This is a genomic window from Mesorhizobium sp. M0633 (genome assembly GCF_040320645.1).
GTDB lineage: Bacteria > Pseudomonadota > Alphaproteobacteria > Rhizobiales > Rhizobiaceae > Mesorhizobium.
In genome coordinates this window covers 20,527-43,512 of sequence record NZ_JAMYQC010000030.1, presented here as the reverse complement: position 1 = coordinate 43,512, position 22,986 = coordinate 20,527, and the positions used below count along the sequence as shown (strand labels likewise).

Annotated in this window: 20 protein-coding genes, 1 tRNA gene and 2 pseudogenes; 13 read left to right on the top strand and 10 right to left on the bottom strand. The window is 63.1% G+C overall.

Translation table 11 applies throughout. The features are described from left to right. Window positions 1–13 precede the first annotated feature (13 nt). Window positions 14–961, top strand: a complete 948-nt coding sequence (locus NKI47_RS26280; RefSeq protein ID WP_352574551.1) for an LLM class flavin-dependent oxidoreductase — start codon at window positions 14–16, stop codon at window positions 959–961. A 34-nt stretch (window positions 962–995) separates the two neighbouring features. Here the strand turns inward: NKI47_RS26280 and NKI47_RS26275 are convergent, their stop codons facing one another. Genes NKI47_RS26275 through NKI47_RS26265 form a run of 3 tightly spaced genes read right to left on the bottom strand, consistent with a single transcriptional unit; the run spans window position 996 to window position 3,899 of the window. After that, on the bottom strand, window positions 996–1,946 hold the full coding sequence (locus NKI47_RS26275) for a dihydrodipicolinate synthase family protein (protein ID WP_352574553.1): 951 nt from the start codon (window positions 1,944–1,946) through the stop codon (window positions 996–998). Beyond that, window positions 1,936–2,931 carry a Gfo/Idh/MocA family protein gene (locus NKI47_RS26270; RefSeq protein WP_023678173.1) on the bottom strand — a complete coding sequence of 332 codons (996 nt, stop codon included), beginning with the start codon at window positions 2,929–2,931 and terminating at the stop codon, window positions 1,936–1,938. The genes NKI47_RS26275 and NKI47_RS26270 overlap by 11 nt, the downstream gene beginning before the upstream one ends. After that, entirely contained in the window at window positions 2,928–3,899 is a 972-nt protein-coding gene (locus NKI47_RS26265; protein ID WP_352594117.1) for a Gfo/Idh/MocA family protein, read from the bottom strand. The genes NKI47_RS26270 and NKI47_RS26265 overlap by 4 nt, the downstream gene beginning before the upstream one ends. 97 nt (window positions 3,900–3,996) lie before the next feature. Between NKI47_RS26265 and NKI47_RS26260 the strand changes: the two genes are divergently transcribed. The 7 genes from NKI47_RS26260 to NKI47_RS26230 all read left to right on the top strand — a co-directional run bounded on the left by NKI47_RS26260 (window position 3,997) and on the right by NKI47_RS26230 (window position 11,162). Then, a complete protein-coding gene (locus tag NKI47_RS26260) occupies window positions 3,997–4,710 on the top strand; it encodes a FadR/GntR family transcriptional regulator (protein WP_031212077.1) in 714 nt (237 codons plus the stop codon). Between the two features lie 32 nt (window positions 4,711–4,742). Next, window positions 4,743–6,323, top strand: a complete 1,581-nt coding sequence (locus NKI47_RS26255; protein ID WP_023678170.1) for an ABC transporter substrate-binding protein — start codon at window positions 4,743–4,745, stop codon at window positions 6,321–6,323. A gap of 66 nt (window positions 6,324–6,389) precedes the next feature. Further along, window positions 6,390–7,349, top strand: a complete 960-nt coding sequence (locus NKI47_RS26250; protein ID WP_023678169.1) for an ABC transporter permease — start codon at window positions 6,390–6,392, stop codon at window positions 7,347–7,349. Further along, window positions 7,346–8,251 (top strand): ABC transporter permease, encoded by a 906-nt coding sequence (locus NKI47_RS26245; RefSeq protein ID WP_023678168.1) that lies wholly within the window; start codon window positions 7,346–7,348, stop codon window positions 8,249–8,251. Before NKI47_RS26250 ends, NKI47_RS26245 begins: the two co-directional genes overlap by 4 nt. A gap of 18 nt (window positions 8,252–8,269) precedes the next feature. Next, window positions 8,270–9,187, top strand: coding sequence for a dihydrodipicolinate synthase family protein (locus NKI47_RS26240; protein ID WP_352594116.1), 918 nt, complete (start codon window positions 8,270–8,272; stop codon window positions 9,185–9,187). Next, window positions 9,184–10,194 (top strand): ABC transporter ATP-binding protein, encoded by a 1,011-nt coding sequence (locus NKI47_RS26235; RefSeq protein ID WP_352569617.1) that lies wholly within the window; start codon window positions 9,184–9,186, stop codon window positions 10,192–10,194. Before NKI47_RS26240 ends, NKI47_RS26235 begins: the two co-directional genes overlap by 4 nt. Beyond that, window positions 10,194–11,162 carry an ABC transporter ATP-binding protein gene (locus NKI47_RS26230; RefSeq protein WP_352594115.1) on the top strand — a complete coding sequence of 323 codons (969 nt, stop codon included), beginning with the start codon at window positions 10,194–10,196 and terminating at the stop codon, window positions 11,160–11,162. Before NKI47_RS26235 ends, NKI47_RS26230 begins: the two co-directional genes overlap by 1 nt. Before the next feature lie 16 nt (window positions 11,163–11,178). Here NKI47_RS26230 and NKI47_RS26225 read toward each other — a convergent pair whose 3' ends face one another. The 3 genes from NKI47_RS26225 to NKI47_RS26215 form a co-directional block, all read right to left on the bottom strand. Beyond that, window positions 11,179–11,934, bottom strand: coding sequence for a haloacid dehalogenase type II (locus tag NKI47_RS26225; RefSeq protein WP_352569477.1), 756 nt, complete (start codon window positions 11,932–11,934; stop codon window positions 11,179–11,181). Between the two features lie 246 nt (window positions 11,935–12,180). Continuing rightward, complete coding sequence (locus NKI47_RS26220; RefSeq protein WP_352569478.1) at window positions 12,181–12,513, bottom strand: DUF167 family protein; 333 nt, start codon at window positions 12,511–12,513, stop codon at window positions 12,181–12,183. Continuing rightward, a complete protein-coding gene (locus NKI47_RS26215; protein ID WP_292657287.1) occupies window positions 12,510–12,812 on the bottom strand; it encodes a YggT family protein in 303 nt (100 codons plus the stop codon). The genes NKI47_RS26220 and NKI47_RS26215 overlap by 4 nt, the downstream gene beginning before the upstream one ends. A gap of 167 nt (window positions 12,813–12,979) precedes the next feature. On the opposite strand from NKI47_RS26215, the gene NKI47_RS26210 reads away from it, so the two are divergent. The 4 genes from NKI47_RS26210 (at window position 12,980) to NKI47_RS26195 (ending at window position 18,651) form a co-directional block, all read left to right on the top strand. Beyond that, window positions 12,980–13,055 (top strand) — tRNA-Ala (locus tag NKI47_RS26210). 243 nt (window positions 13,056–13,298) lie between these two features. Further along, on the top strand, window positions 13,299–13,757 hold the full coding sequence (locus tag NKI47_RS26205; protein ID WP_352594114.1) for a hypothetical protein: 459 nt from the start codon (window positions 13,299–13,301) through the stop codon (window positions 13,755–13,757). A gap of 120 nt (window positions 13,758–13,877) precedes the next feature. After that, complete coding sequence (locus NKI47_RS26200) at window positions 13,878–17,090, top strand: AfsR/SARP family transcriptional regulator (protein WP_352594113.1); 3,213 nt, start codon at window positions 13,878–13,880, stop codon at window positions 17,088–17,090. A 223-nt stretch (window positions 17,091–17,313) separates the two neighbouring features. After that, the gene (locus NKI47_RS26195) at window positions 17,314–18,651 is read left to right on the top strand and encodes an LGFP repeat-containing protein (protein ID WP_352594112.1); all 1,338 of its coding nucleotides are present in this window, start codon (window positions 17,314–17,316) and stop codon (window positions 18,649–18,651) included. 211 nt (window positions 18,652–18,862) lie between these two features. Here NKI47_RS26195 and NKI47_RS26190 read toward each other — a convergent pair. From NKI47_RS26190 to NKI47_RS26180, 3 genes and pseudogenes are all read right to left on the bottom strand, one after another. Continuing rightward, window positions 18,863–18,997 (bottom strand): annotated as a pseudogene (locus tag NKI47_RS26190) (IS630 family transposase); the annotation flags it as partial. Between the two features lie 116 nt (window positions 18,998–19,113). Beyond that, window positions 19,114–19,947: an NAD(+) synthase gene (nadE, locus tag NKI47_RS26185; protein ID WP_352594111.1), complete on the bottom strand. Its 834-nt coding sequence runs from the start codon at window positions 19,945–19,947 to the stop codon at window positions 19,114–19,116. Between the two features lie 35 nt (window positions 19,948–19,982). Continuing rightward, window positions 19,983–20,174: a hypothetical protein gene (locus NKI47_RS26180; protein ID WP_352470727.1), complete on the bottom strand. Its 192-nt coding sequence runs from the start codon at window positions 20,172–20,174 to the stop codon at window positions 19,983–19,985. Between NKI47_RS26180 and NKI47_RS26175 the strand changes: the two are divergent. Beyond that, window positions 20,161–20,557: pseudogene (locus NKI47_RS26175) on the top strand (transposase); the annotation flags it as partial. The gene NKI47_RS26180 and the pseudogene NKI47_RS26175 overlap by 14 nt on opposite strands. A 327-nt stretch (window positions 20,558–20,884) precedes the next feature. Here the strand turns inward: NKI47_RS26175 and NKI47_RS26170 are convergent. Further along, complete coding sequence (locus tag NKI47_RS26170) at window positions 20,885–22,939, bottom strand: M3 family metallopeptidase (RefSeq protein WP_352594147.1); 2,055 nt, start codon at window positions 22,937–22,939, stop codon at window positions 20,885–20,887. Window positions 22,940–22,986: the final 47 nt, after the last annotated feature.

Below are 22,986 nucleotides of genomic sequence, written 5' to 3'. Positions count from 1 at the left end.
GGAGGAGATGGCAATGCCAATCGAGTTCACGCATGTTCCCGGTAAGATCCACGCCACCAACGCCAGCTTTTTCTACGACTTTGTCGAGACCGCGACGAAGCTGTCACTGATCGAGGATGCCGGATTCCGGAAGATCGTCATCGACGACCAGGCCGGGCTGCTGACCAATATGGACCTTGCCGCCCAGACGCTGGACCGGACCTCGTCCCTGGAGGTCGTGCTCACGCATTGGGCAGGCGTGATCGAACCAACCGTGGCGGCGCGGCAGCTCGCTGCCCTCGACGCGAGAAGCGGTGGCCGGCTGTCGCTCAGGATGCTCAGCGAGCCGCTGAGCGACGACGATGCCGAGGCACGTCCGGCCGGCCATACGGTGGTCTGGCAACGCATCGACGAATATCTGGTGCTGCTGAAGCGGTTGTGGTCGAACGACAGGCCGTTCGACCATGAAGGCACCTTTTACAGCATCAAAGGCGGCTATGTGCCGCGCAAGGGGCCGCATGGTGCCGATGTGACCATCCGCATGGGCGGGCAGTCGGGCACTGCGCTCAGGGTCGCGGGCAGGCATGCGGACGTGTTCGAGCTGGCGCCTGGCTCACTTGCAGAAATCCGCCAGTCAATGGAGCGCGTACGCGGCGCTGCTGCCGAACACGGCCGGGCCGGCAAGCTGCGTTTCGCGCTTCCCGTCCGAATCCGTTCGGAAGACAAACCGGCCGCTTCCTGCCAGAAGGCGCTCGAACTTGCCGGGCCGCCGGCGCAGGTCGCGCTTTCGCTGCTTTCCTACGCCGCTTTGGGGATCAAGGAGTTCATGATCGTCGGCATCGACAGGCCACGCGAGATTGCGACCGCCAGCCGCGAGGCGATCGCACTGCTGCGCAATTCGCTGGCACGGCGCGAGGCCGATGTCCCTCAGCCGGGGGCGTTTGCGTCACGCGCGACACAGGGAGCACGCGCCGGCTGCTGAAGAGCCTCCGTCGTCCCGCGCCTTGGTGACAGGTCTACCACCATTCCGGGAAAGCCGCGTGAGCCGCCCTGGCCAGCGTCGGTATTTCCTGATCGGGAACGGAGCTGTAGGGCCAGAGCAGTCGTGGGCCGAGCGGCGCCCAGCCGCCGGCCGCCGCCATCGCCTTATCGAGTGCTGCATCACCGACATTGTAACGGGTGCGAAACGGTAGGACATGTGCGGCGAGGAAGGCCTTTGTGCGGGCCTCGACCTCGGCAGCGGCGGCCATGTCGGTGCGGATTATCTGCCACCACATCATCGCGCCCTTCGGGTTGAGGCAGGCAACGTTGGAATAGCTGCCATGGGCCCCTCCAGCATAGCCTGCTGCCAGCGTGTGGCCGGGGACGAAGACGGAAAATCCGTCCAGTTTGCGGCGCATGTCGGCATACCAGCCGGCGTCGCCGCCCGGCAGCTTGGCGCCCACCAGCGATGGCACGGCCGCACGCAGACTGGCGATGCCGTCGAGCGTCAGGTGGCGCTTGGCGTGCGGCGGATTGTAGAGCACCAGCGGCGTTTCAGGCGCGGCGTCGCACAGGCCGCCGGCAAAGCGCATGACCTCGTCGTCGCTGGGCGGCCACCAGTCGGGCAGCGTGAACTGCACCGCCGCCGGGCGAAGTCCGGCGACCCGCGTCAGTCGCTCCAGCGCAACGCGCGGATTGGACTGGCTGATGCCGATCTGGAAAGGAAGGCGCGCGCGGCCGGCTATGGTTGCGACCAACTCACAAAGCCGGTCGAATTCGGGCTCGGTCTGGCAATGGAATTCGCAGGCCGTGCCATTGGAATAGACGCCGTCGACGCCTGAGGCGCAGAGTCGGGCGATCGTCTCTTCCGTCGCCTGCCAGTCGATCGCTCCGCGATCGTCGATGGCCAGCATCACCGCGCCCCAGATGCCGCGCGGTGCGTGTGCGGGCAAGCGGGCCAGATGGTCGTCGAGGTCAGCGTCCACCGGCGATCTCGTGTTCGCGGCGGGTTTCGTTCGACGCGAAGGCAGCCTCGATAATAGCGATGATCTTGCGCGCATAGATGCCGTCGACCGGCACAGGCGTGTCATCGGCAATGGCATCGCGCATTGCGTTCCATTCGCGCACCAGCGCGTTATGCATCCAGTTCGGCTCAAAGGAACCGGGCAGCTCGGTCCAGACCGTCTCGCGGCCAAGCATGGTGCCGCGGTCCATGTCGATGCGCAGCGTTCCCCGCTCGCAGACCAGATCCATGGCATAGGTGGTGGCGCCGGTGCGATAGCCGACGCTCTGCACCTGGCCGATGCCGCCGCCGGCGAAGCGCAATCCGAGCAGAGCGCTGTCGTCTGCTTCCTGGTCATGGAACTTGGCGCCGAGCATGCCGCTCACCGACACGACATCGTCATCCATCAGCCAGACCAGGCGATCGACCGCGTGGATGCCGGCCGTCAACAGCATGCCGCCGCCGGTCGCCTTGCGCAGATGCCAGTCGCGGCGATTGTGCTCCATCCACAGCTTGATGATCCAGCTCGATCCGGCGAGCGGCCGGCCGAGCTCGCCTTCCTCCAGAATTTGCCTGGCCGCCATGCAGGGCAGGGCGAAATGCATGAGGTGGGCGACCATCAGCTTGATGCCACCCTTGGCCACGGCGGCGTTGATCGCATCGCAGGCAGCCACCGTCGGCGCCATCGGTTTTTCGAGCAGGATATGCTTGCCGGCCTTTGCCGCGCCGATGGCCATTTCGGCATGGAGATGGTGCGGGCTGGCAATGAGGACCGCATCGACCTCCTTGTCGTCCAGCAGCCTTCGCCAGTCCGCGTAGCCGCGGCCGCCATGTTCAGCGGTGAATTGCTGCAGTGCGTCGGCATTTCCTCGAGAGGCGGCGACGAGGCGAATATTTCCAACCTCGCGGATTGCCCGCGCATGGGCTGCGCCGAAATCGCCGGCGCCGATAATTCCTATTCCAATCATGGTCCTGCCTTTTGATAAGCGGCGTCGATCAGCGACATCGCCGCAACATAATCTTCGATGGACACCGGCGGAGGCGCCTTTCTGGCCAGCCGGTCAAGCGTATCGCGCATGAACAGACGATAGCGCGTTGCCGGCAGTTCGACCGGCAAGTCGACGATTGCCGCGTCGTCGAGCGTTGCGCAGATAACATGGTCGCCATGATCGATGAGGGTGGCATTGGCACTGACGATGCGCCACTCGAAGTCACCGCCGGGGCGCATCGAAGCAAAGGTGTAACCGGCCTCGACGATGAACAGCGCGCCGGCTTCGTCTTCCAGCACCAGAAGTGCGTGATCCTCGACCGGGCCGGGATGGATGCGGTTCGCGATCGAAACGCTTTTCAGGCCGAGCTTGCCGGTTGCGAGGCTGAGTGCCGCGTCGACGCCGTGTATGCCGAGATTCCTCAACGCACCCCCGCCACCAACCGCCGGGTCGAGCACCCAGGCGACACCGTAGGCGATGTAGCGTTGCGGCGGGCCGTTGACCAGCCGGAACTGGCAATGCGCCACGGGGCCGGCGCGACCTTGCCGGCGCAGCCGTTCAAGGCCGGCAACGGCCGGCCCGAAACGGTTGGGCAGGGGAACAGCGACAAAAGCCTGGTGCTGCCTGGCAAGGTCGCGCAGCGCCATCAGTTCCCTCGTATGGCTGGCCGCCGGCTTCTCCAGGATCAGCGGTATCCTTGCCGCGATGATCGCACGTGCCCGCGCCGGCACCATCGAAGGGTGCCCCATCAACAGGATCACATCCGGCGGGCTGGAGAGTATCTCCTTGAAATCTTCGATAAACGGCAGGTCGTGATGCGCGGCGAACGCTTGCGCTTGGCCAGGATCCTCGTCCCAGATACCGGTGATCTCCGTGCCGTAAAAGCGTGCGGCGTCGAGGTGTATTTCGGCGTGCCAGTGGCTCGAGCCGGCGAGGGTAATCTTCATTCGGAGGCAGCAGGTTTGTTATGGGCTTGCAGGATATCCTACAAGTGGCTATACGACAAGCGGCGGGCAAGCTTCAGCGGATGATGAAGGCAGTGGGATGGCGGAACTGAAGTCGATCGAACCGTTGAGCAGACCGCCGCTGCTTCACGTCACCGTGCAGGAAAGCCTCAGGGCCTATATCGAAAGCAACCAGCTCAAGGCAGGCGATCCCCTGCCGCCGGAGACGTTCCTGGCGCAGCGGCTCGGCGTCGGCCGCAACTCCGTGCGGGAAGCCATCAAGGCGCTGGAATCGATCGGCATCCTGGAGACGCGACGCGGCATCGGCGTGTTCGTCAAGGAATTCTCGTTCAAGCCGCTGCTGGATAACCTGGCCTACGGTTTGCAGGATTCGCTGCGCGATGTCGAAGAGCTGCGCGAAATCCGTCGCGTGCTGGAAACCGGCCTCATCGCCAAGACGATCGAGATGATCAGTGCCGAGGACATCGAGGCGCTGCGCCAGTTGACCGAGCGCATGCGGCAACGTGCCGAGCGCCATGAGAGCTTCGCCGAAGAGGACCAGCAATTCCATCAGCTGCTGTTCCGCTGCCAGAACAATCACATGCTGAGCGCGCTGATCGACATCTTCTGGACGGCGTTCAACAAGGCCTCGAATTTCACCAATCTCGATAATCCGACGCCGCTGGCGACATGGCGCGACCATCACGAGATCGTCGAGGCTGTCGCCGCCAAGGATGTCGACCAGGCGCGTCGGCGGCTCGACGACCATTACCGGGGGATCCAGCAGGTTATCGCAAAAAACCGAACAAGCTGAAGAACAACCTGACTATGCCAAGGGAGGAAACCATGCGTATCAGGACCATCGCATTCTCAGTCGCCGGGCTGCTGCTCGCCAGCATTGCCCCATTGACCAGTGTCCAGGCACAAAGCGCCAAGACCATTGCGGGCGGCTTCGACGTCGGCCCCGGCGGTTTTCCCAAGAACTTCAACCCGCTGGTGGCGACCGGCGGCTACACCTGGCTCAGCACCTATTTTGAACCGCTGGTCATCTACAATGCCGGGCTGGCCGATATCGAAGGCGACCTCGCCAAGGACTACAAGATCAGCGACGACCAGCTGAGCTATACGTTCAACCTGGTCAACGAGACCTGGCATGACGGCAAACCGTTCACCTCGAAGGACGTCAAGTTCACCCTCGAGCTTGCCAAGAACAAGGCCTCCGGCAGCCTGTTTGCCGCCCGCCTCGCCAACATCGCCTCGGTCGATGCCCCGGATGACCACACCGCAGTGGTGAAGCTATCGAAACCGAACGGCTCGTTTCTATCCATCCTCTCGCAGCTGATGATCCTGCCGGAGCATGCCCTGGCCGCTCTGCCGCCGGAATCGCTGGCGACAAGCACCTGGTGGTCGACCACACCGGTCGGCACCGGCCCGTTCAAGTTCAAGCGCTACGTGACCGACCAATATGTCGAACTGGCAGCCGATGACGATTATCGCGGCGGCAAGCCGAAGGTAGACGTGCTCATCAACCGCTATTTCGAGTCGCCGGCGGCGGCCGTTGCCGCACTCCGTGCCGGCGAAATCCAGTTCACCTATGTCGAGCCCGACGATGCGGCATCGTTCAAGAGCGACAGCAATTTCAAGGTGATCGAAGGTGCCTCGTACGTGGTCAACTATATCGGCCTGAACCAGAAGGTCGACCTGTTTAGGGATATCCGTGTCCGCCAGGCGATCATGTACGCGATCGATCGCAACGCCATCATCGACAGCCTCTACGGCGGTGCCGCCGAGCCAGCCAATTGCGGCTATGTCGCGCCGCATCTCGTTCCCGCAGGCCTCGAACCCTATGCCTACGATCCGGCAAAGGCCAAGGCGCTGCTGAGCGAGGCCGGCTGGGACAAGATCAACGGCGACAAGCCGATCACCTTGCTGACCTATTACGGCTCGCCGCAAGCGGCCAATGTGATGGCCGCTGTCCAGTCGATGCTGGCCGAGGTCGGCATCAATGTGGTGCCGCGGGTCGTCGATACGCCGACCTACAACGGCATCGTCTACAAGCAAGGCACGCCGGACTGGAACGCCTTTCCGATGGTCTATGCCGGCCTGCAGAACGGCCCCAACCCGGCCGGCCTCAATCCCGGCCTCAACAAGTCGCAGATCCCGCCGGCAGGCTTCAACACCATGCGCATCGAGTTCGACGATCTGAGCACCGCATTGGACGCCGCGCTAGGCCAAACCGATCCGGCCAAGCTCGATCAATCCTGGCAGGGGGTCTGCAAGGTGATGAACAAGGAGCTACCCTGGGCGACGTTGTGGGTGGCCAACCGCTATGGCGTAGCCTCCAACAAGCTGCATGACTTCGTCTGGACGCCGGCGCCGGGCGGCGGCCCCTACGCAGCTCACCCCGAGCGCTGGGACATCCAGTAAGAAACCCGCAACCAAGCGAGCAGGCGGGACCACTTTGGCGCCGCCTGCCACCGCCACGGAAAGCCCATGTTGAGCTTCATCGCCCGCCGCAGCGCCACAGGATTGCTGATGCTGGTCGCGCTCAGCGTCCTCATCTTCATCCTGTTGCGGCTGGCGCCGGGCGATCCGATCGACGCCTATATCAACCCATCGGTCCCCATGTCGGCTTCCGACCTCGAGGGCCTGCGCGAACGGCTCGGGCTCGATCGGCCGCTTCCCGTGCAATATCTCGCCTGGCTGCGCGCGGCGCTGAGCGGTGACTTCGGCTATTCGATCCAGCGCAGCGGCGTTGCCGTGCTGCCACTGGTCATGGAACGCATCGGCCCGACGGCGCTGCTGATGGGTACGGGCCTGGCGATCGCCATCGTGCTCGGCATTTCCGCCGGCATTTTCAGCGCGGTGCGCCGTAACGAACCATCCGACATCGCGCTGTCGGTGCTGTCGTTTATCGGTATCTCCAGCCCGGCTTTTCTGACAGCGCTGCTCGGTCTCTATTTCTTCTCGGTGCTGCTGCGCTGGGCGCCGTCCGGCGGCATGCAGACCGCGGGTGCGCCGTTCTCGGCGACGGATGTGCTTGCGCACCTCGTCCTGCCCGCCTGCCTGCTGTCCGTCGGCCATGCCGCGCTGATCATGCGTTACATGCGCGCCTCGCTGCTGGAAGTGCTCAACCAGGATTACGTGCGGACGGCGCGTGCCAAGGGCGTGCGCGAGTTCTGGGTTATCATCAAGCACGCGACCCGCAATGCGCTCTTGCCGGTCATTACCTTGATCGGCTCGACTGTCGGCATCGCCATCGGCGGCGCCATCTTCCTGGAAAGCGTGTTCAACTGGCCGGGCATGGGACTGCTTCTGGTCAACGCCGTCGGCACCCGCGATTACCCGGTGATCATGGGCGCTACCCTGGTGATCGGCGTTTGCGTCATCCTGGTCAACCTCTTGACCGACGTCGTCTATGCCGTCGTCGACCCGCGCATTCAGGTGGCATGATGGCAATCACGGCGCCAGATCCTACAGTTGACCCGACAGCCGTGCCGCAAACCAAAGGCCCGCTTCGCCGCGCGCTCGACCGCTTTTTTGAAAACCGCGCGGCGCGTGCCGGGCTTTTGATCGTCATCCCGATCCTGCTGGCGGTTTCGACGTATCCTTTGTGGTGGCCGTTCGGTCCTAACACCATCGACCTCCGAGCAATGAACAAGGCGCCGTCGGCCATTCATTGGCTGGGCAGCGACGGCGTCGGGCGCGACGTCATGGCCCGGTTGCTGCAAGGCGGGCGGATCTCATTGCTGGTTGCCGTCAGCTCGGTCGCCATCTCCACCGTCATCGGCTTCCTGGTCGGCGCCGTCGCCAGCTTTGGCGGGCGCCTCGTCGACGGCACGGTGATGCGCCTGGTCGATCTGGCGATGACGCTGCCGCCGGTGATCTTCCTGCTGGTGCTGGCTTCGATCGCCGGCACCGGCATCGCGCCGACCATACTGGTGATCTCGCTGCTCTCCTGGCCGGTGCTGTCGCGCATGGTACGCGCCCGGCTGCTCGAACTGCGCGAGCGCGATTTCGTCGTTGCCGCCCGCGGCATGGGGGCAGGGCTGCCGCATCTGCTGTTCCGGCACGGCCTGCCCAATTGCATCGATATCCTGGTCGTCTACGCCACCTTGCAGATCGCCAACGCCATCCTGCTCGAGGCCGGCCTGTCCTTCCTCGGCCTCGGCATCGCACCGCCCGAAGCCAGCTGGGGCAACATGCTCAATCTCGCCCGCTCCACCGTCGTGCTTGAAAATTACCCCTGGCAATGGATGTTCCCGGGCGCCGCACTGGTGCTCACCGTGCTCGCCATCAACTTCATCGGCGACGGCTTGCGCGACGCATTCGACCCCCGCTCCGATCTCAACTGACCTCAAAGGTTCATCAAAATGCCCCTGTTTACCGGCGTCGTGCCACCTGTCGTCACCCCGCTCAATGCCGATTTCAGCATCGACTTTCCGTCGTTCACCCGCACCATCGAGAACCTGCTCGACGGCGGCGTTCACGGGCTGTTCGTGCTCGGCTCGACCAGCGAGGTGGTCTTCCACGACGAGGCGGGCCGCAGGGCCGTCCTCGAGCACGCGGTCAAGGTCAATAACGGCCGGGTTCCGATCTTCGCCGGGGTCATCGACCCGACGACCGACCGCGTCATCAACCACGCCCGGATCGCCAGATCGGCCGGCGCCGACGCCATCGTCGTCACCGCGCCGTTTTATACCCGCACCAGCCAGCCGGAGATCGGCGACCACTTCCGCTATATCAAGGATGCGATCGACATTCCGGTCATCGCCTACGACATCCCGGTCTGCGTCCACGTCAAGCTGGAGCGCAAGACCACGGTCGGCCTCGCCAGGGAAGGCGCCATCGCGGGCATCAAGGATTCCAGCGGCGATGACGGCAATCTGCGTTACGTGCTCAAGGACATGGCCGACGACCCCGGCTTCTTCGGCATGACCGGCTCCGAGATACTGGTCGATAGCGTGCTGGCGATGGGTGCGCATGGCGTCGTGCCGGGGCTCGCCAATGTCGACCCGCATGGTTATGTCAGGCTGTGGAAGCTGACGCAGGCGGGCCAGCATGCCGAAGCCCGCCTGGAGCAGGAGCGGCTGTTGAAGCTGTTCGAGATCGTCTGGATCTCGCTCGGCAGGACAAGCGCCGGCTCGGCCGGCGTCGGCGCCTTCAAGGCGGCGATGAAGAGCCTCGGCATCATTGCCTCCAACACCATGGCGCGGCCGCAACGCAGCCTGAACGACGAGGAAACCGCGAAGGTCGACATGATCCTTCGCGACGTGGGGCTGCTCCGCTGAGTGTCGCGCCGATCCTCTCGATTTCCGGCCTGCGCGCGGTGTTCCGCATCGCGGGGCGCGACATCGCGGCGGTAACGGATGTCGACCTGACGATCGGCTCCGGCGAGACGGTGGCGCTCGTCGGCGAATCCGGATCCGGCAAGTCCGTCACCAGCCTGTCGATCATCGGCCTCTTGCCGAAAAGGGTCGGACATATCGCAGAGGGGTCGATCGCGCTGCGGCGCAAGAACGGCACGGTCACCGAACTGACCAGCCTCGATGCCGAGTCGCTGCGCAAGATACGCGGCAACGAGATCGGCATGGTGTTCCAGGAGCCGATGACCAGCCTCAACCCGGTCTACACGATCGGCGAGCAGATCGCCGAACCGATCCGCATCCATCTCGGCAAGTCGCACCGCGAAGCAGCAGCAGACGCGGTGCGGCTGCTGGCGCAGGTCGGCATTCCCGATCCGAAGCGGCGGGCGCGGCAATATCCGCACGAACTTTCGGGCGGGATGCGCCAGCGCGCCACCATCGCCATGGCCCTGTCCTGCGATCCGGGCTTGCTGATCGCCGACGAGCCGACGACCGCGCTGGACGTCACCATACAGGCCCAGATCCTCGATCTTTTGGCCGACCTGCAGGCGCAGCGCGGCATGGGCATCCTGTTCGTCACCCACAATCTCGGAGTCGTCGCCGAAATCGCCGACCGGGTGGCGGTGATGTATGCCGGGCGTATCGTCGAAACAGGTCCGGTGAGCGAAGTGTTCACCCGTCCGCGTCATCCCTATACCGCAGGGTTGATGCGCTCGGTGCCGCGGCTCGGCCAGGCCACGGCGCTGAAGGCGGCGGGGACGCCGCTCCCCACCATTGCCGGAAATGTTCCGTCGCTCGCCTTGCTGCCCAAGGGCTGTTCCTTCGCGCCGCGTTGCCCGATGGCTATCGCTGCCTGCCGCGCCGCGGTCCCGCCCTTGTTTGGGGCGACGCCGACCCAGCAAAGCCGCTGCCTGCGTTGGGAGGAGCTCTGATGGCCGACGCCCCTTTCCTCGCTGTCAAAAACCTGGCCAAGCATTTTGCGCCGACAGCGTTCTCGCGCGGACCCGTCGTAAGGGCGTTGGAGGATATTTCCTTCGATATCGGGCGTGGCCAGGTGGTCGGCCTGGTCGGCGAATCCGGGTCCGGCAAGACGACGATCGGCCGCTCGGTGCTGCGTCTGATCGAGCCGACATCCGGCCAAATCAACTATGACGGCACCGACATCACCAGGCTGGGTGCCGCCCAGTTGCGCCGCCAGCGCCGCAAGATGCAGTATATTTTCCAGGATCCCTTCGCCAGCCTGTCGCCGCGCATGACGATAGGGCAGATCCTCACCGAAGGCCTGGACATTCAAGGCATCGGCAAGAAGTCCGAGCGGCGGGCGAAGGCCGAGAAGGCACTTGCCGCGGTCGAGTTGCCGGTCGACGCCTATGACCGCTACGCCCATGAATTTTCGGGCGGCCAGCGCCAGCGCATCGGCATCGCCCGGGCGCTGACGCTCGAGCCGGAATTCATCGTTGCCGACGAGCCGGTCTCGGCACTCGACGTCTCGATCCAGGCGCAAATCATCAATCTGTTGCGCGACCTGCAGCTCCGGCTCGGCCTGACCATGCTGTTCATTTCGCACGATCTGGCCGTCGTCGAGTACATCTGCGACACGGTCATCGTGCTCTATCTCGGGCGCATCATGGAAGTTGCGCCGGCGGCCGAGCTTTATGCCCGGCCGCAGCATCCCTACACGCGCGCGCTGCTGTCAGCCATTCCATCGCTCGATCCGCTGGCCAGGCAAGACCGACAAGTGCTCAAGGGCGATATTCCAAGCCCGGCAAACCCGCCGTCGGGCTGTGTTTTCCGAACCCGTTGCCCGTTTGCGCTGGAAGCTTGCGCCGGGGCTGTACCGCCGCTGAGGGCGACAGCCGAGGGCCATCTGAAGGCCTGCATCCGCGACGACATCGCTTAGGTTTTCTGCCCTCGGCCTACGGGAGAACGTGGGCGAGATGGACAAGGTCGTCGGCCACAAAGTCCCAGCTCTCAAGAGGCGAGAGATCGGTCGTCTGCGCCGGGCCATGCTCTTTTGGCCGAGCAACAAAGGCGGTTCCGATACCGCACCTTCGCGCCGCAGCCAGGTCGTCATTATGCGCGGCGACTAACACGGCCTCCGAAGGTCGCACCCCCAGGATCTCCACTGCACGGAGATAAGCCTGCGGCGCAGGCTTGTAGGTGCCGAACACATCCGAGCCAAGGACGGTGTCCCAAGGCAGGCCGGCGCGCTTGGCCATATCCAGCAACAGCCGGGTATTGGCCCCTGACAAGGGCACGATGATGAAGCGTTCCTTCAGCCTCGCAAGGCCTTTCAGCGAATCGGGCCACGGCTCCAGCCGGCGCCAGGCGAGGTTGAGTTCCTCAAGTTCGGCGGTCGGCAGCTCGGATGGGGCCAGCCCGAACTGGACGAGGGTGGCGTCCAGATTCTCCCTGTTGATCACGTCGAGTGAAACGAAAGGCCGGTGCCCCGTCCGCACCGCCTCGGTCGAGGCGTCATAGCGCGACGCCCACGCATCGGCGAATTCACCGGGATCGACCTGCTGTGCACCGTTTCGCGCCAGGAAGGAGCCGGCCTCCCTTGCGATACCGCTGCGCCAATCAACGACGGTTCCCAGAACATCGAAGAATAGGACTCGAGTGGCGGTCATATTGAGCTTTCGGGCGGGGTTGCGGTTGGTGTCCTGCCGCATCGGTCGCGATAGGACGGATCGACCGCGTCGAGCTGCTGATCAGATAGTCGAAATGTTTAAAAGCCTGTTCGCGAAGGTGGTTCCCCCGACCTCATTGAAACGTCGTCGACGCCAACCCATATGCAATGTGCGTCGGATGTTTCCTCCCATTCGTCCGGCGCGTTCCCCTCTGAAGGTTTTCGACCTTCACATCTGGCCGGGCTTTGCAGCCCGGCCTTTTTTGCGGGGTAAGTGAGCGAGCCGAGATCATGGCGCAGACGTGCCCAGCGTATCGATGCGTTTCGCTAGCGCCGCAGTATCGCCAAGCACACGGACCGTCTTCAGCCGAGCGGTGCCGCCGGCGGCGATCGAGACGCCCGATGCCGGCACGCCAAGCGCCTTAGCTACCAGCCTTTCCAGCGCTCGATTGGCGGCTCCGTTTTCCGGCACGGCGCGGACGCGGGCTTTTAGATAGCTTCGCCCATCCACCGATGTTTCCATGCCCTCCAGCCTGTCCATCGCCGCTTTCGGCGTCAGCCGGACGAACAGGTCGATGCCGTCGGCGCGAAGTCGAAAGAAACGGTTCGTCTCGTGACTCACATCGATCCGATACCGAACATCGGCTGAACGGTCGTGTCTAGGAACACGCTGATAAATGTCAGCGCAAGCAACAGGATGATCGGCGAGATATCGATCCCGCCAAGGTCCGGGAGGACGCGGCGGATCGGCCGCAATGCCGGCTCGGTCAGCCGATAAAGCATGTTGCCGATAGAGTCGACAAGCTGGTTGCGCGAGTTGACGACGTTGAAGGCGTAAAGCCACGAGAAGATAGCCGCACCAATCACAATGTACCAATAGATATTAATCGCGGCATGCAGCGTATAAAAGACTGCGATCATCGGTTGCTCCTTGCGAACGCCCGACATGTAGCCACTGTAGGTGAAAGCGGCAAGAGCCGCCTTCTGCCGCATGGGCGAGGGCGCACGAACGGCCGAGCGGCATTTCGGCAGCAAGCGCAGCCTTGACAGGAAACCGCAGCGGCCGATAAAAGCCCCATCCGCTGGACGGGGCTGTAGCTCAGCTGGGAGAGCGCGTCGTTCGCAATGACGAGGTCAGGAGTTCGATCCTCCTCAGCTCCACCAGCGGATTTTTTCCGACCCTTTGCCTGGATGAATTCCAAGGAAATCCTCCTTGGATTCGCGGCGTCTCTCAGACGAAGCTCGCGAACGCATTGCAGGCCTGCTGGCGGCTTGGCACTATCGTTGCCGGGTGGATTCACATCGGCGACGTAAAGACCCTCTACACCAGTAGCGTATGCGGCCTATTGCCACTGCGCCTCGTCCTTGCCAGACTTGGTCCGTCTTCAAAACCGAGGGGAATTCACCATGACCAGCACGACAAGGCGTGATTTTGTAGGTCTTACAGGAATGGCAGCGACTGCCCTGGCCGGTGCTGTTGCAACACGAGCTACCGCTGCGGAAAGCGACGTAGCGCCATCGTTCGATGAGGTTCTTCAAGAGTACAACCAAAACAACACAGAAAGGACTAGATCAAAGCTGGCGATCTATGTGGTGCTTTCTCATCTGCACGCCAGCCTCGAGGACGAATTTAGCGACCTTGGGCTAGAGCTGCCTTTAGGGAAAAAGGCCTTGCCATCGAACCTGCCGGCCAATTTCGCCGACGCGCAGGTTGCACCCCTTCCTTGGCTCTTCAAGCCCTCGGAAGTTACCGACCACGAACGAAACGGCTATGCGGCGATTGCAATGCGAATGAACGCAGTGATGGCAAGACACACCGCCGACGTGAGTGTCGGGGTTTCGCATATCATGTCGCACAAGGGATAGGCGCGACCTTGCCGGCGAGAACGGCACGTCAGGCGAGCACAACGCCGGCCGGCGATTTGTTGTTGCGGGCGAACCGATTACCTGTTTTGGCGAGGCGACTGCGCTGCGAGAGTCCTCACAATGGATAAATACTTCCGGGACGCGCCGCGCGAGATAGCAAAGCTCTCGGCACCCCGGCCAGTGGGAATTGTCAGCCGTCCGCGCGTAGTGGCGCTGCTTTCGCAGGCCCTCGACAGCGGTGCATGCTGGCTGGCGGCGCCTGGTGGATACGGCAAGACCACCGCGGTGATCGACTTTCTGGAACACGGCGGGCTGGAACAAGGCGGGCTGAAGCAAGGCGAATCGGCGTACAACTGGTATCGGGTCGACACCGAGGACCAGGACGTTGCGCGCCTTTTCCACTATCTGACGCTGTCGCTCGACGGCAGGCATGCCGGCATGCCGGTCTTTGGTCCGGAATATGCCGACAATTCCGACGATTTCGCGCGGCTGTTCTTCCGCACCTATTTCTCGCGGCTTGATCCGGGCACGATCCTGGTCCTCGACGATCTGCATCGTGCCGATGCGCCAGGCTTTCGCCGGACGCTGGCGATCCTGTTGCGCGAACGCCCCAACACTGTCCGCTGCATCTGCACATCGCGGATGCTGCCTGAGGGCGACGTCGCCGACCTCGTGCTGTCGGGACAGTTGCCGGTGCTCAACCAAACGCTGCTGGAGTTTTCGCCTGGGGAGGCTCGCAACCTCGTCACCGCCCGCTCGCAATCGCCGTCCGAGGTCGGCGACATTTCGGAGGCGCGCGGCTGGGCGGTGGGCCTTCTCCTGCTGGCCAACGCCGGAATGTACTACCCGCTTTCGCAGACCGGCCTCGCCGGAGGCGCCGGCCTTCGGGAGATTGTCGGACGTTATTTCCTGCGCGACATCGCGCCGGAGGACCAGGATCTGCTTATCAGGCTCAACGTTCTGCCGGAGATCAGCACGGAGCTTGCCGATGCGTTCCTGGGCTCGCCGCAGGCTGCTCGCCTGCTGGTGCGGCTGCAGCATCGCCAGCTGCTGATCACCCGCGACGGTCCGGGCGGCGCCGCCTTCCAGCTGCATGATTTGTTGCGCGAATACCTTGCCGGCCTACTGGACCGGCGCGTGACGGAAGCGGACCGTTCCAGGCTGCGCGAGCAGGCAGCAAAGGTCCTGCACGAGGCAGACAAAACCGACGCGGCAATCGTGCTGGCGTTGCAGGCGGGCGCCTGGCCGCTGGCACGCCAGCTCATTCTGGAATGCGCTAACGGCGTTCTCTCGCAAGGGCGCAGGGCCAGCTTCGTCGAATGGTGCAACAGGCTGCCCCCTGACCAGATGGACGGGTGGGTCCATTATTGGCTGGGCGTCGCCTTCGCATCGGACGATGCGAAGGCCGAACCGCACTTCTCCAAGGCATGGCAAGCATTCGAGAACACCGACATGCGCGGCCAATGCCTGACGGTCGCGCGGGCGGTCGTAGTCAAGACCGCCAGCTGGCGTACGCATGAGGGGCTGGCGGATTGGACGCGCCGAGCCTCACAGGTTCTTGCCAGGGGATTGCCGGAGTTGGATCCGGAGGAACTCATGATGGTCAGGCTCGGCATCCTGCGGGCCGTCGATTTCGCCGAACCTGGCGAATTCGACGCCCATGACGCGAAGCGCCTCGTGATGGATATCCAGCAGCGCCTGACACATCTGCCGATCGAGGATTCGGTCGAGTTGCGCCTGCTGGCAAGCGAAGCGCTCATCGACTACGCGACCTCGTCGGGGCAGCGCGACATTTTTGCCAATGCCGTGGACAGCGTTGCCGCCGATCTCGAACATCCGGATATCCCGCCGCTGGTGCTCGGCATGTGGCTGGTGTCCTTTGGCTCGGCCAGCGGCCGTTACTTCCCCTATTCGCGGCGCGGTTTTGTCTATGCCTCGGCCGAGGATGCGTTGCGACGCGCAACGGCGATAGGCGAGCAGCACGCCTTACGGGGCGTCGAGTTCAGCGCGCTCTATCAGCTTCAATTGCTGATGAAGCTTCACAACAGGTTCTCGGAATTCAATGCGCTCGTCTCCCGGCTGGGCGAGATCGCGGACAGCAGGTTCACAACCCAGGTCGCTGTAGTCGCCGACTGCCACGCGGCGATGCACACGCGCAACGGCGACTTCGTCAAGGCTTATCTCGACTGCGATGCCTTCATGGATGCGATCGAGCGGGCGAATGAGCCGATGATCGAACGCTGGCCGCATTACGTCACCAAATACCAGGTCCTGCTGGCCGATCGGCGTCCAGCGGAGGCCATTGCGCTACTCCAGGAGATCGTCGAAAGGCTGAGCGGCGGCCCTCGCCAGCGGGTCGAACTCAACATTCTGGCCGCTCGGGCCCTGGAGCAGAAGTGGAAAGGCGGCGCGTCCTATGGCACTCGTCTGGCTGAATTCATGGAGGTGTTGCGCCAGGTCAACCCCTCCGCAATCCTGCTCAACCTGCCGGACCTATTGGCCGATCTGGTCGCCGATGCGCTGGAGCGAAAGATCGACGTCGATCTCTGCCGCCGCGTCGTTCGGGCGCGATATCTGGTCCCGCCCGCTGGCCGACCCGTCCAGTGGCCTTGGCCGCTCAGGATCCACTTGATGGGAGGCTTCCGCCTCGAGATCGATGGTGCCGAGGTCGCGCCCGGTGCCAAACCTACCCGCGCTCTCGACATATTGCGCATTATCTGCCTGTCGAGGGATCAGGTCTGTTCGGTGGAAACCCTGCAGGATTGGCTCTGGCCCGACCTCGACGGCGACCAGGCCAAAGCGGCCTTGGAGCAGGCGCTGCATCGTCTGCGCAAATTGCTCGGGCAAGGCGAGCTCGTAACGCTGAGAGAGGGCCGTTTGCGGCTCGCTGCCGACAAGGTCTGGATCGATCTGCAGGATTGGGAAGACCGGCTGAAACCCGTTCTGTCGGGCCAAAGAGACAGCGCAATCGAGGAGCAGGAGAAACTGCTGGAAGGCTTTGTCGGCCCGCTTTTCTCGAATGGCCCGACGCCCGCCTGGTCGAACGCCGCGGCCGACCGGGTGCGGGACGGGTTGGTCGAGCTTGCCGTGCGGGTCGCCAAACACTGGCAGAGCCAAGGCAACGCAGATCGGGCACGCCAAGCGTGCCGGCGTGCGCTCGATTTCTACCCGGAATCGGCCAAACTCCATGGCACGCTCATCCAGGAGAGCCTCTCCAGAAACGACCATGCCGGCGCCATCGAGGATTACCGGCGCTATGAACGCGCGCTCGCTTCGACCGGCGATGACGAGCCCTCGCCTTTGCTGCGTTCGCTCGTGCGCCCGCTTCTCTAGACCGGTCATTGTTTCACCGAAACGCCGAACCGCTCTATCTCTTTATTTTTGCGCAATTCCGGACGGAAAACCGTTCCAGATTTTTCCTGGAATTGCTCTGGCGCAGCTCGGAACTCTGTAAGCCGTCCGTAAGTCGCGGTCTGGGAACCTCGGCCCGTCGATCAAAACCGATCGCCGGAGGCCTGAAGCCCCCGACACCAACACTCACAGGAAGGAAAAGGTCATGCCGTATACTGCCAGAGCAACTTCGAGAGTGCGTGGCGGCACCATCCGGGCTGGAGCCACAAGACTTTCCGACCAGCTCAGGATCGGGCCTTGGTCGCTCCTCTCGCCCGAAGCTGTCATACAGCAAAAGTACAACTCCCTTGGAGGCGCCGGCTTCGCCGAGATCGACAGGAAGGACACTGGAAAAGCCTGGTATCTCAAGAACGGCTCATGCATTTGTTACAACGATGCCATGCACGACGCCTTTGAGATCCATGGCGAAATCTACAGGAAGTGGATTGCGCTTGGCGGTCTCGCGTGGGGCATTCCCTGCACCGACGAAACCGGAACTCCCGACGGCGTCGGCCGATACAATCACTTCAACAACAATACCGCTTCGATCTACTGGACACCGAATACCGGTGCTCAAGCGATTTGGGGGGCAATTCGCGGCAAATGGGCAGCAATGGGCTGGGAGCGCTCGGTTCTCGGCTATCCGGTCACCGACGAAACCGGAACTCCCGACGGCGTCGGGCGCTACAACCATTTTGCCAATGCCGGCTCGATCTACTGGACACCGAACACAGGAGCCAACGTGGTGTACGGTGACATCCGCAAGAAGTGGGAGAGCCTGGGCTGGGAACAGTCATATCTGGGATATCCCACGACCGACGAGACCGAATTTGCCGATGGTGGCCGTGCCAATCTGTTTGAAAACGGCGGCATATACTGGTGGCCCGACACCGACGCGATCGACCTTCGAGATGTCGTCGTCCACTATACCGGCCTCCATTGCTTCGGCGAGACCGACTGGGATCAGGGATCGAGTGCGGACGAACCCTATGTCATCGTCAGCGTGACAACGCCGCAGATCGCCGACACCAAGCGCAGCCAGGTCTATGGCGACGTCGATGCCGGAGATACAAGACCCGACCTTATGGAAATCTATCGAGGCAAGCCTTACGGCATCAATATCGGCACGGTGCTGATGGAAAACGATTTTGGCGACCCCAACAAATACAAGGACGAGGTGCAGAAGATCGTCATGGGCGTCCATACGGCGGGCACGCTCGCTTTGGGCCTCATTCCGGTGGCAGGACCTATCATTGCCGCGATAGCCGGCCCGGCCCTGGGATCCTTGATGCCATCGATCGGCGGCGCCATCAGCGATCTCTTCGATTGGGGCGATGACAGGATCGGGAGCGCGACAGTAACCATCTCCGCAAAGCAGATGGTGTTGCTCGCTGCACGCACGAACAATACCACCTTCAGCGGGATTGGGTTCAAGGTGGAAACACCCCTGATTTCCGGCGAGGGGGCTTCCTACAAAGCCTATTTTGGCTTTGTGCCTGCCTAGGCCAATCGCCCTGGCAAAAAAGCTTGCCGGGACAATCAACTTACCAGCCCCGCCTTCCGTTGGCGGGGCTGCCAGTTCGCGACAGAGAGTTTTATTGCCCTGGTACCTCTGCACAGAGGATTTGATGGGTTAGCTGAGCTCTGGGTAGGCTTTCGGGTTCGACGAGCAGTTCGATATTGCGCGCGAGGCCGGATTGCCTGCGGATCAATCCGCTGAGCGCCGCCTCCAGGCCTATCTCCACGAAGCGCTTGGTGCGGTAGACCGTGGAGCCGCCGACCACCACCGTGGCGGCGATGGCCTCGTCGCCCAGGCCGGCATTGGCAGCGAGCAGGATCTGGGCCCGCTTGGAGCTGACCGAGCACGAACAGCTGTCGCGCGAGACTCGCGGTTGCCAAATGGCGGAAGCAATCTCCACGAGGCGCTGGCCACGAAGCGGAATCATGGAACTGTTTGCCCGTGCCGTCATGGCGAGAGTGTTAGCGCAATCGCTGTCACCGGAAGCGCGCGCTTATGTGCCGTGCTGGAATGTACATGAAGAATCCGCGTTCGCGCGGCCTCGTCGATTTCCTTGCCTTCGAGGAAATCGTCGATTTGTTCATACGTGACGCCATATGCATCCTCGTCAGGACGAAGCGGGACAAGGTTCTCCAGGTCGGCGGTCGGGGTCTTGTCGACGAGTTCGGGCGGAGCGCCCAGATGCGCGGCCAAGGCTCGCACCCTGCGTTTGTTTAGCCCCGAAAGAGGAAGGATATCGGCGGCGCCGTCGCCGAACTTGGTGAAGAAGCCCATCAGTGCCTCGGCCGCATGGTCGGTGCCGATGACCAGTCCTCGGCTGGCACCGGCGAGCGCGAACTGGGCAATCATGCGCTGACGCGCCTTGATGTTGCCAAGCAAGAAATCCTCGCGGCCGGCGTCGCCGAACTCGACACCAGCCCGCTTGATCGAATCCAGCATTGCGTCGGCAGCCGGCTTGATGTCGACCCGGCACACTTCGTCCGCCCCTATGGTGTCCAAAGCCCGCTGGGCGTCGCTCTCGTCGGCCTGGTTGCCATACGGGAGCCGAACGGCCAGGAATTTGGCGTCATATCCAGCCGTTCGCAGTTCTTCGACGGCTCGTTGAGCCAGAAGGGCCGCGGCGAGTGAATCCACCCCGCCGCTGATCCCCAGCACATAGGTGCTGAGGCCCGATGCACGCAGATACGTGCCGAGAAAGTCGATACGCCGGCGTGCTTCCAGCGCGACGTCAACACTGGGAGCGACGCCCAACGCGTTGATAATCATTTCCTGTTCGGTCATTGGCAGTGGGTGCTCCTGATATCACAGCATTCCGTCTAGTAGCTCTGCACAGAGGATTCGGCGGGTTCGATGGGTTGTAGCGTGGGTAGGATATTGGGTTCGACGAGCAGTTCAATGCTGCGCGCGAGGCCGGGTCGCCTGCGGATCAATCCGGCCCGCTCGAGGATGAGCACCATCTTATGGACAGAAGGCGCGGTGACACCGACCTTGCATAAGGTCAAGGTCACCGAGCGCGCAGCACAAGACTTTGCCACTGCATGCGCGACCTCCTCGATATTCATTACCCCCAGGCCGACCGCGTCAGGGTGGTGCTCGTTAGTCTGCCGACCCACACGCCGCGCTCTATCAGGCCCTGCCGGCGTCAGAGGCGCGACGCATCCTGCGACGGCTGGAGTTCCATGACAGGTCCAAACACGTGAGCCGGCTCAACATGGTCGAGATCGAGATCGGCATCCTGCGTAGCCGGTACCTCGACCGCCGCATCGAAAGTCGCGACAGCCTGTTTGCCGAGATCGCCGCTTGGGAAAACCAGCGAGGCGCCAGCGGCGCCCGCATCAACGGGATGTTCTCGACCGAACAGGCCCGCCTCAAATTGGCCAAAGCCTATCCTATCCAAAGCCCACCGCCAACGAGTCATAATCCCTGTGCAGAGCCACTAGTAGTCGTCGCAAGCCGCGGTCCAGATGCGGCAGCGGCCGATCAGCATAGCGGGCAAGCTGTCGTTGCCTACCCCCGCACAGCCCGTAGCGCCGCCATGAACGCGGCTCCTTCGGCCGGAACGATGGAGACCGCATTAAGTGCAGTCACCTCAACGACGCGAACGGTCAACGGGGCCGAGCGGGACCGGCGGAAACCGGATCAGGCGGTGCGCAACCCGACGCCATGACAGCCGACATCAATCAGGATGGAAAGGAACGGTGACAAGAGCGGGCATGCATCACACCAGCCCGCGCTTGGCCATCATCGCTTCCGGGGAAGGCATCTTGCCGCGGAAGGCGGTGTAGAGTTCTTCCGGGTCCTTTGAACCGCCGGCGGCGTAGATGTTCTTGCGCAGCCGCTCGGCCAGCGCCGGATTGAAGGGATCGCCGGTTTCCTCGAAGGCGGCGAACGCGTCGGCGTCAAGCACTTCCGACCACATGTAGGAGTAATAGCCGGCAGAATAGCCATCGCCGGCAAAGATATGGCCGAAATGCGGGGTGCGGTGACGCATGGCGATGGTGTCGGGCATATTGAGCTTTTCGAGCGTTTCGGCTTCGAAACGAAGCGGCTGGTCCGGCGCATCCGGGCGTGCGTGATAGGCCATGTCGACCAACGCCGAGGCGGTGAACTCGACGGTGGCGAAGCCGGCGCCGAAGGTGCGCGCCGCCAGCATCTTGTCGACCAGCGCCTTTGGCATCGGCTTGCCGGTCTTGATATGCAGCGCATGCTTTTCCAGCACCGCCGGCACCGTCAGCCAGTGTTCATAGAGCTGCGACGGCAGCTCGACGAAATCGCGGCTGACCGAGGTGCCAGCGACCGACGGCCAAGTGACGTCGGTCAGCATGCCGTGCAGCGCGTGACCGAATTCGTGGAACAGGGTCTTGGCCTCATCGACCGACAGCAAGGCTGCCACGCCGGCCGGCGGCTTGGCGAAATTCATGATGTTGTAGATGACCGGCTTGGAGCCAGGGCCAAGCCTATAACCGGATTTCAGCGCGCTCATCCAGGCGCCGGAGCGCTTCGAGGGCCGCGCGAAATAGTCGGCGAGGAACAGGCCGCGCTCGCTGCCGTCGGCATTCTTCACGACGAAAACACGGGCGTCCGGATGCCAGGTGGCAATGCCCTTCTTTTCTTCGAAAGAAATGCCGAACAATCGTGTCGCCACGTCGAAACAGGCGTCGATGATGCGGTCGAGCTGCAGGTACGGCTTCAGCTCGGCCTCGTCGAAGGCGAATTTCTCTGCGCGCAGCTTCTCCTGATAGAAGCGCCAGTCCCAGGCAGCGAATTTCTCGTTGCTGCCGGCCTCGGCCGCCAGCCGCTGCAATTCGGCCTGGTCGCTTGCGGCCTTTTCCACCGCCTTTTCCCAGACCGGATCGAGCAGCGCGTGCACCGCCTCCGGCGTCTTGGCCATAGTATCGTCGAGCTTCAATGCGGCGTAGGAAGGATAGCCGAGCAGCTTCGCCTTCTCGGCGCGCAGGCGCAGCATATCGCGCACCACTTCGCTGTTGTCGGTGGCGCCGCCATTCTGGCCGCGCATGATGAAGGCGCGGAACGCCGTCTCGCGCAGATCGCGGCGTTCTGAGAAGGTCGAGAACGGCTCGTAGATCGAACGCGACAAAGTGACGGCGTAGCGGCCCTTCTGGCCGCGCATCTCGGCGGCTTCCGCCATCGAGCTTTTCAGGAATTCCGGCAGGCCGGCCAGGTCGGCCTCGTCGAGGAACAACGCCCAGTCGCGCTCGTCGGCAAGCACGTTCTGGCCGAAATTGGTGCCGAGCGACGACAACTCCTCGTTTATCGATGCAAGCCGCTTCTTGCCTTCGGCGTCGAGCCTGGCGCCGGAGCGGACGAAGTTTTTCCAGGTCTTTTCCAAAACCCGCAGCGTTTCGGCATCGAGCTTCAAAGCCTCGCGGCGCTGATAGAGATCGTCGATGCGGGCAAACAGTCGCTCATTCATCGAAATCGCCGAGTAATGCCGCGACATCTTTGGCGAGATGTCGCGCTCCAGCGCCTGGATCGCCTCATTGGTGTGGGCGCCGGCGCGGCACCAGAAGATCGAGGAGACATGGTCGAGCGCCTCGCCGGCAAACTCGAGCGAGGCAAGCGTGTTTTCGATCGTCGGTATCCCGGTGTTGCCGGCAATCGCCTCGATCTCGGCCTCATGCGCCTTCAGGGCCGCGTCGAAGACCGGAGAAAAATCGCCGTCGCCGATGCGCGTGAAATCGGGCAGGCCGAGCGGCCCTTGCCATGCGGTCAGCGGATGGGCGGCGAGGTCGACGGTTGACGGCATGGGCAAACTTTCGCTGGGTGGGCGGGAGAAGCGGATCGTCACCGATGTAAGGC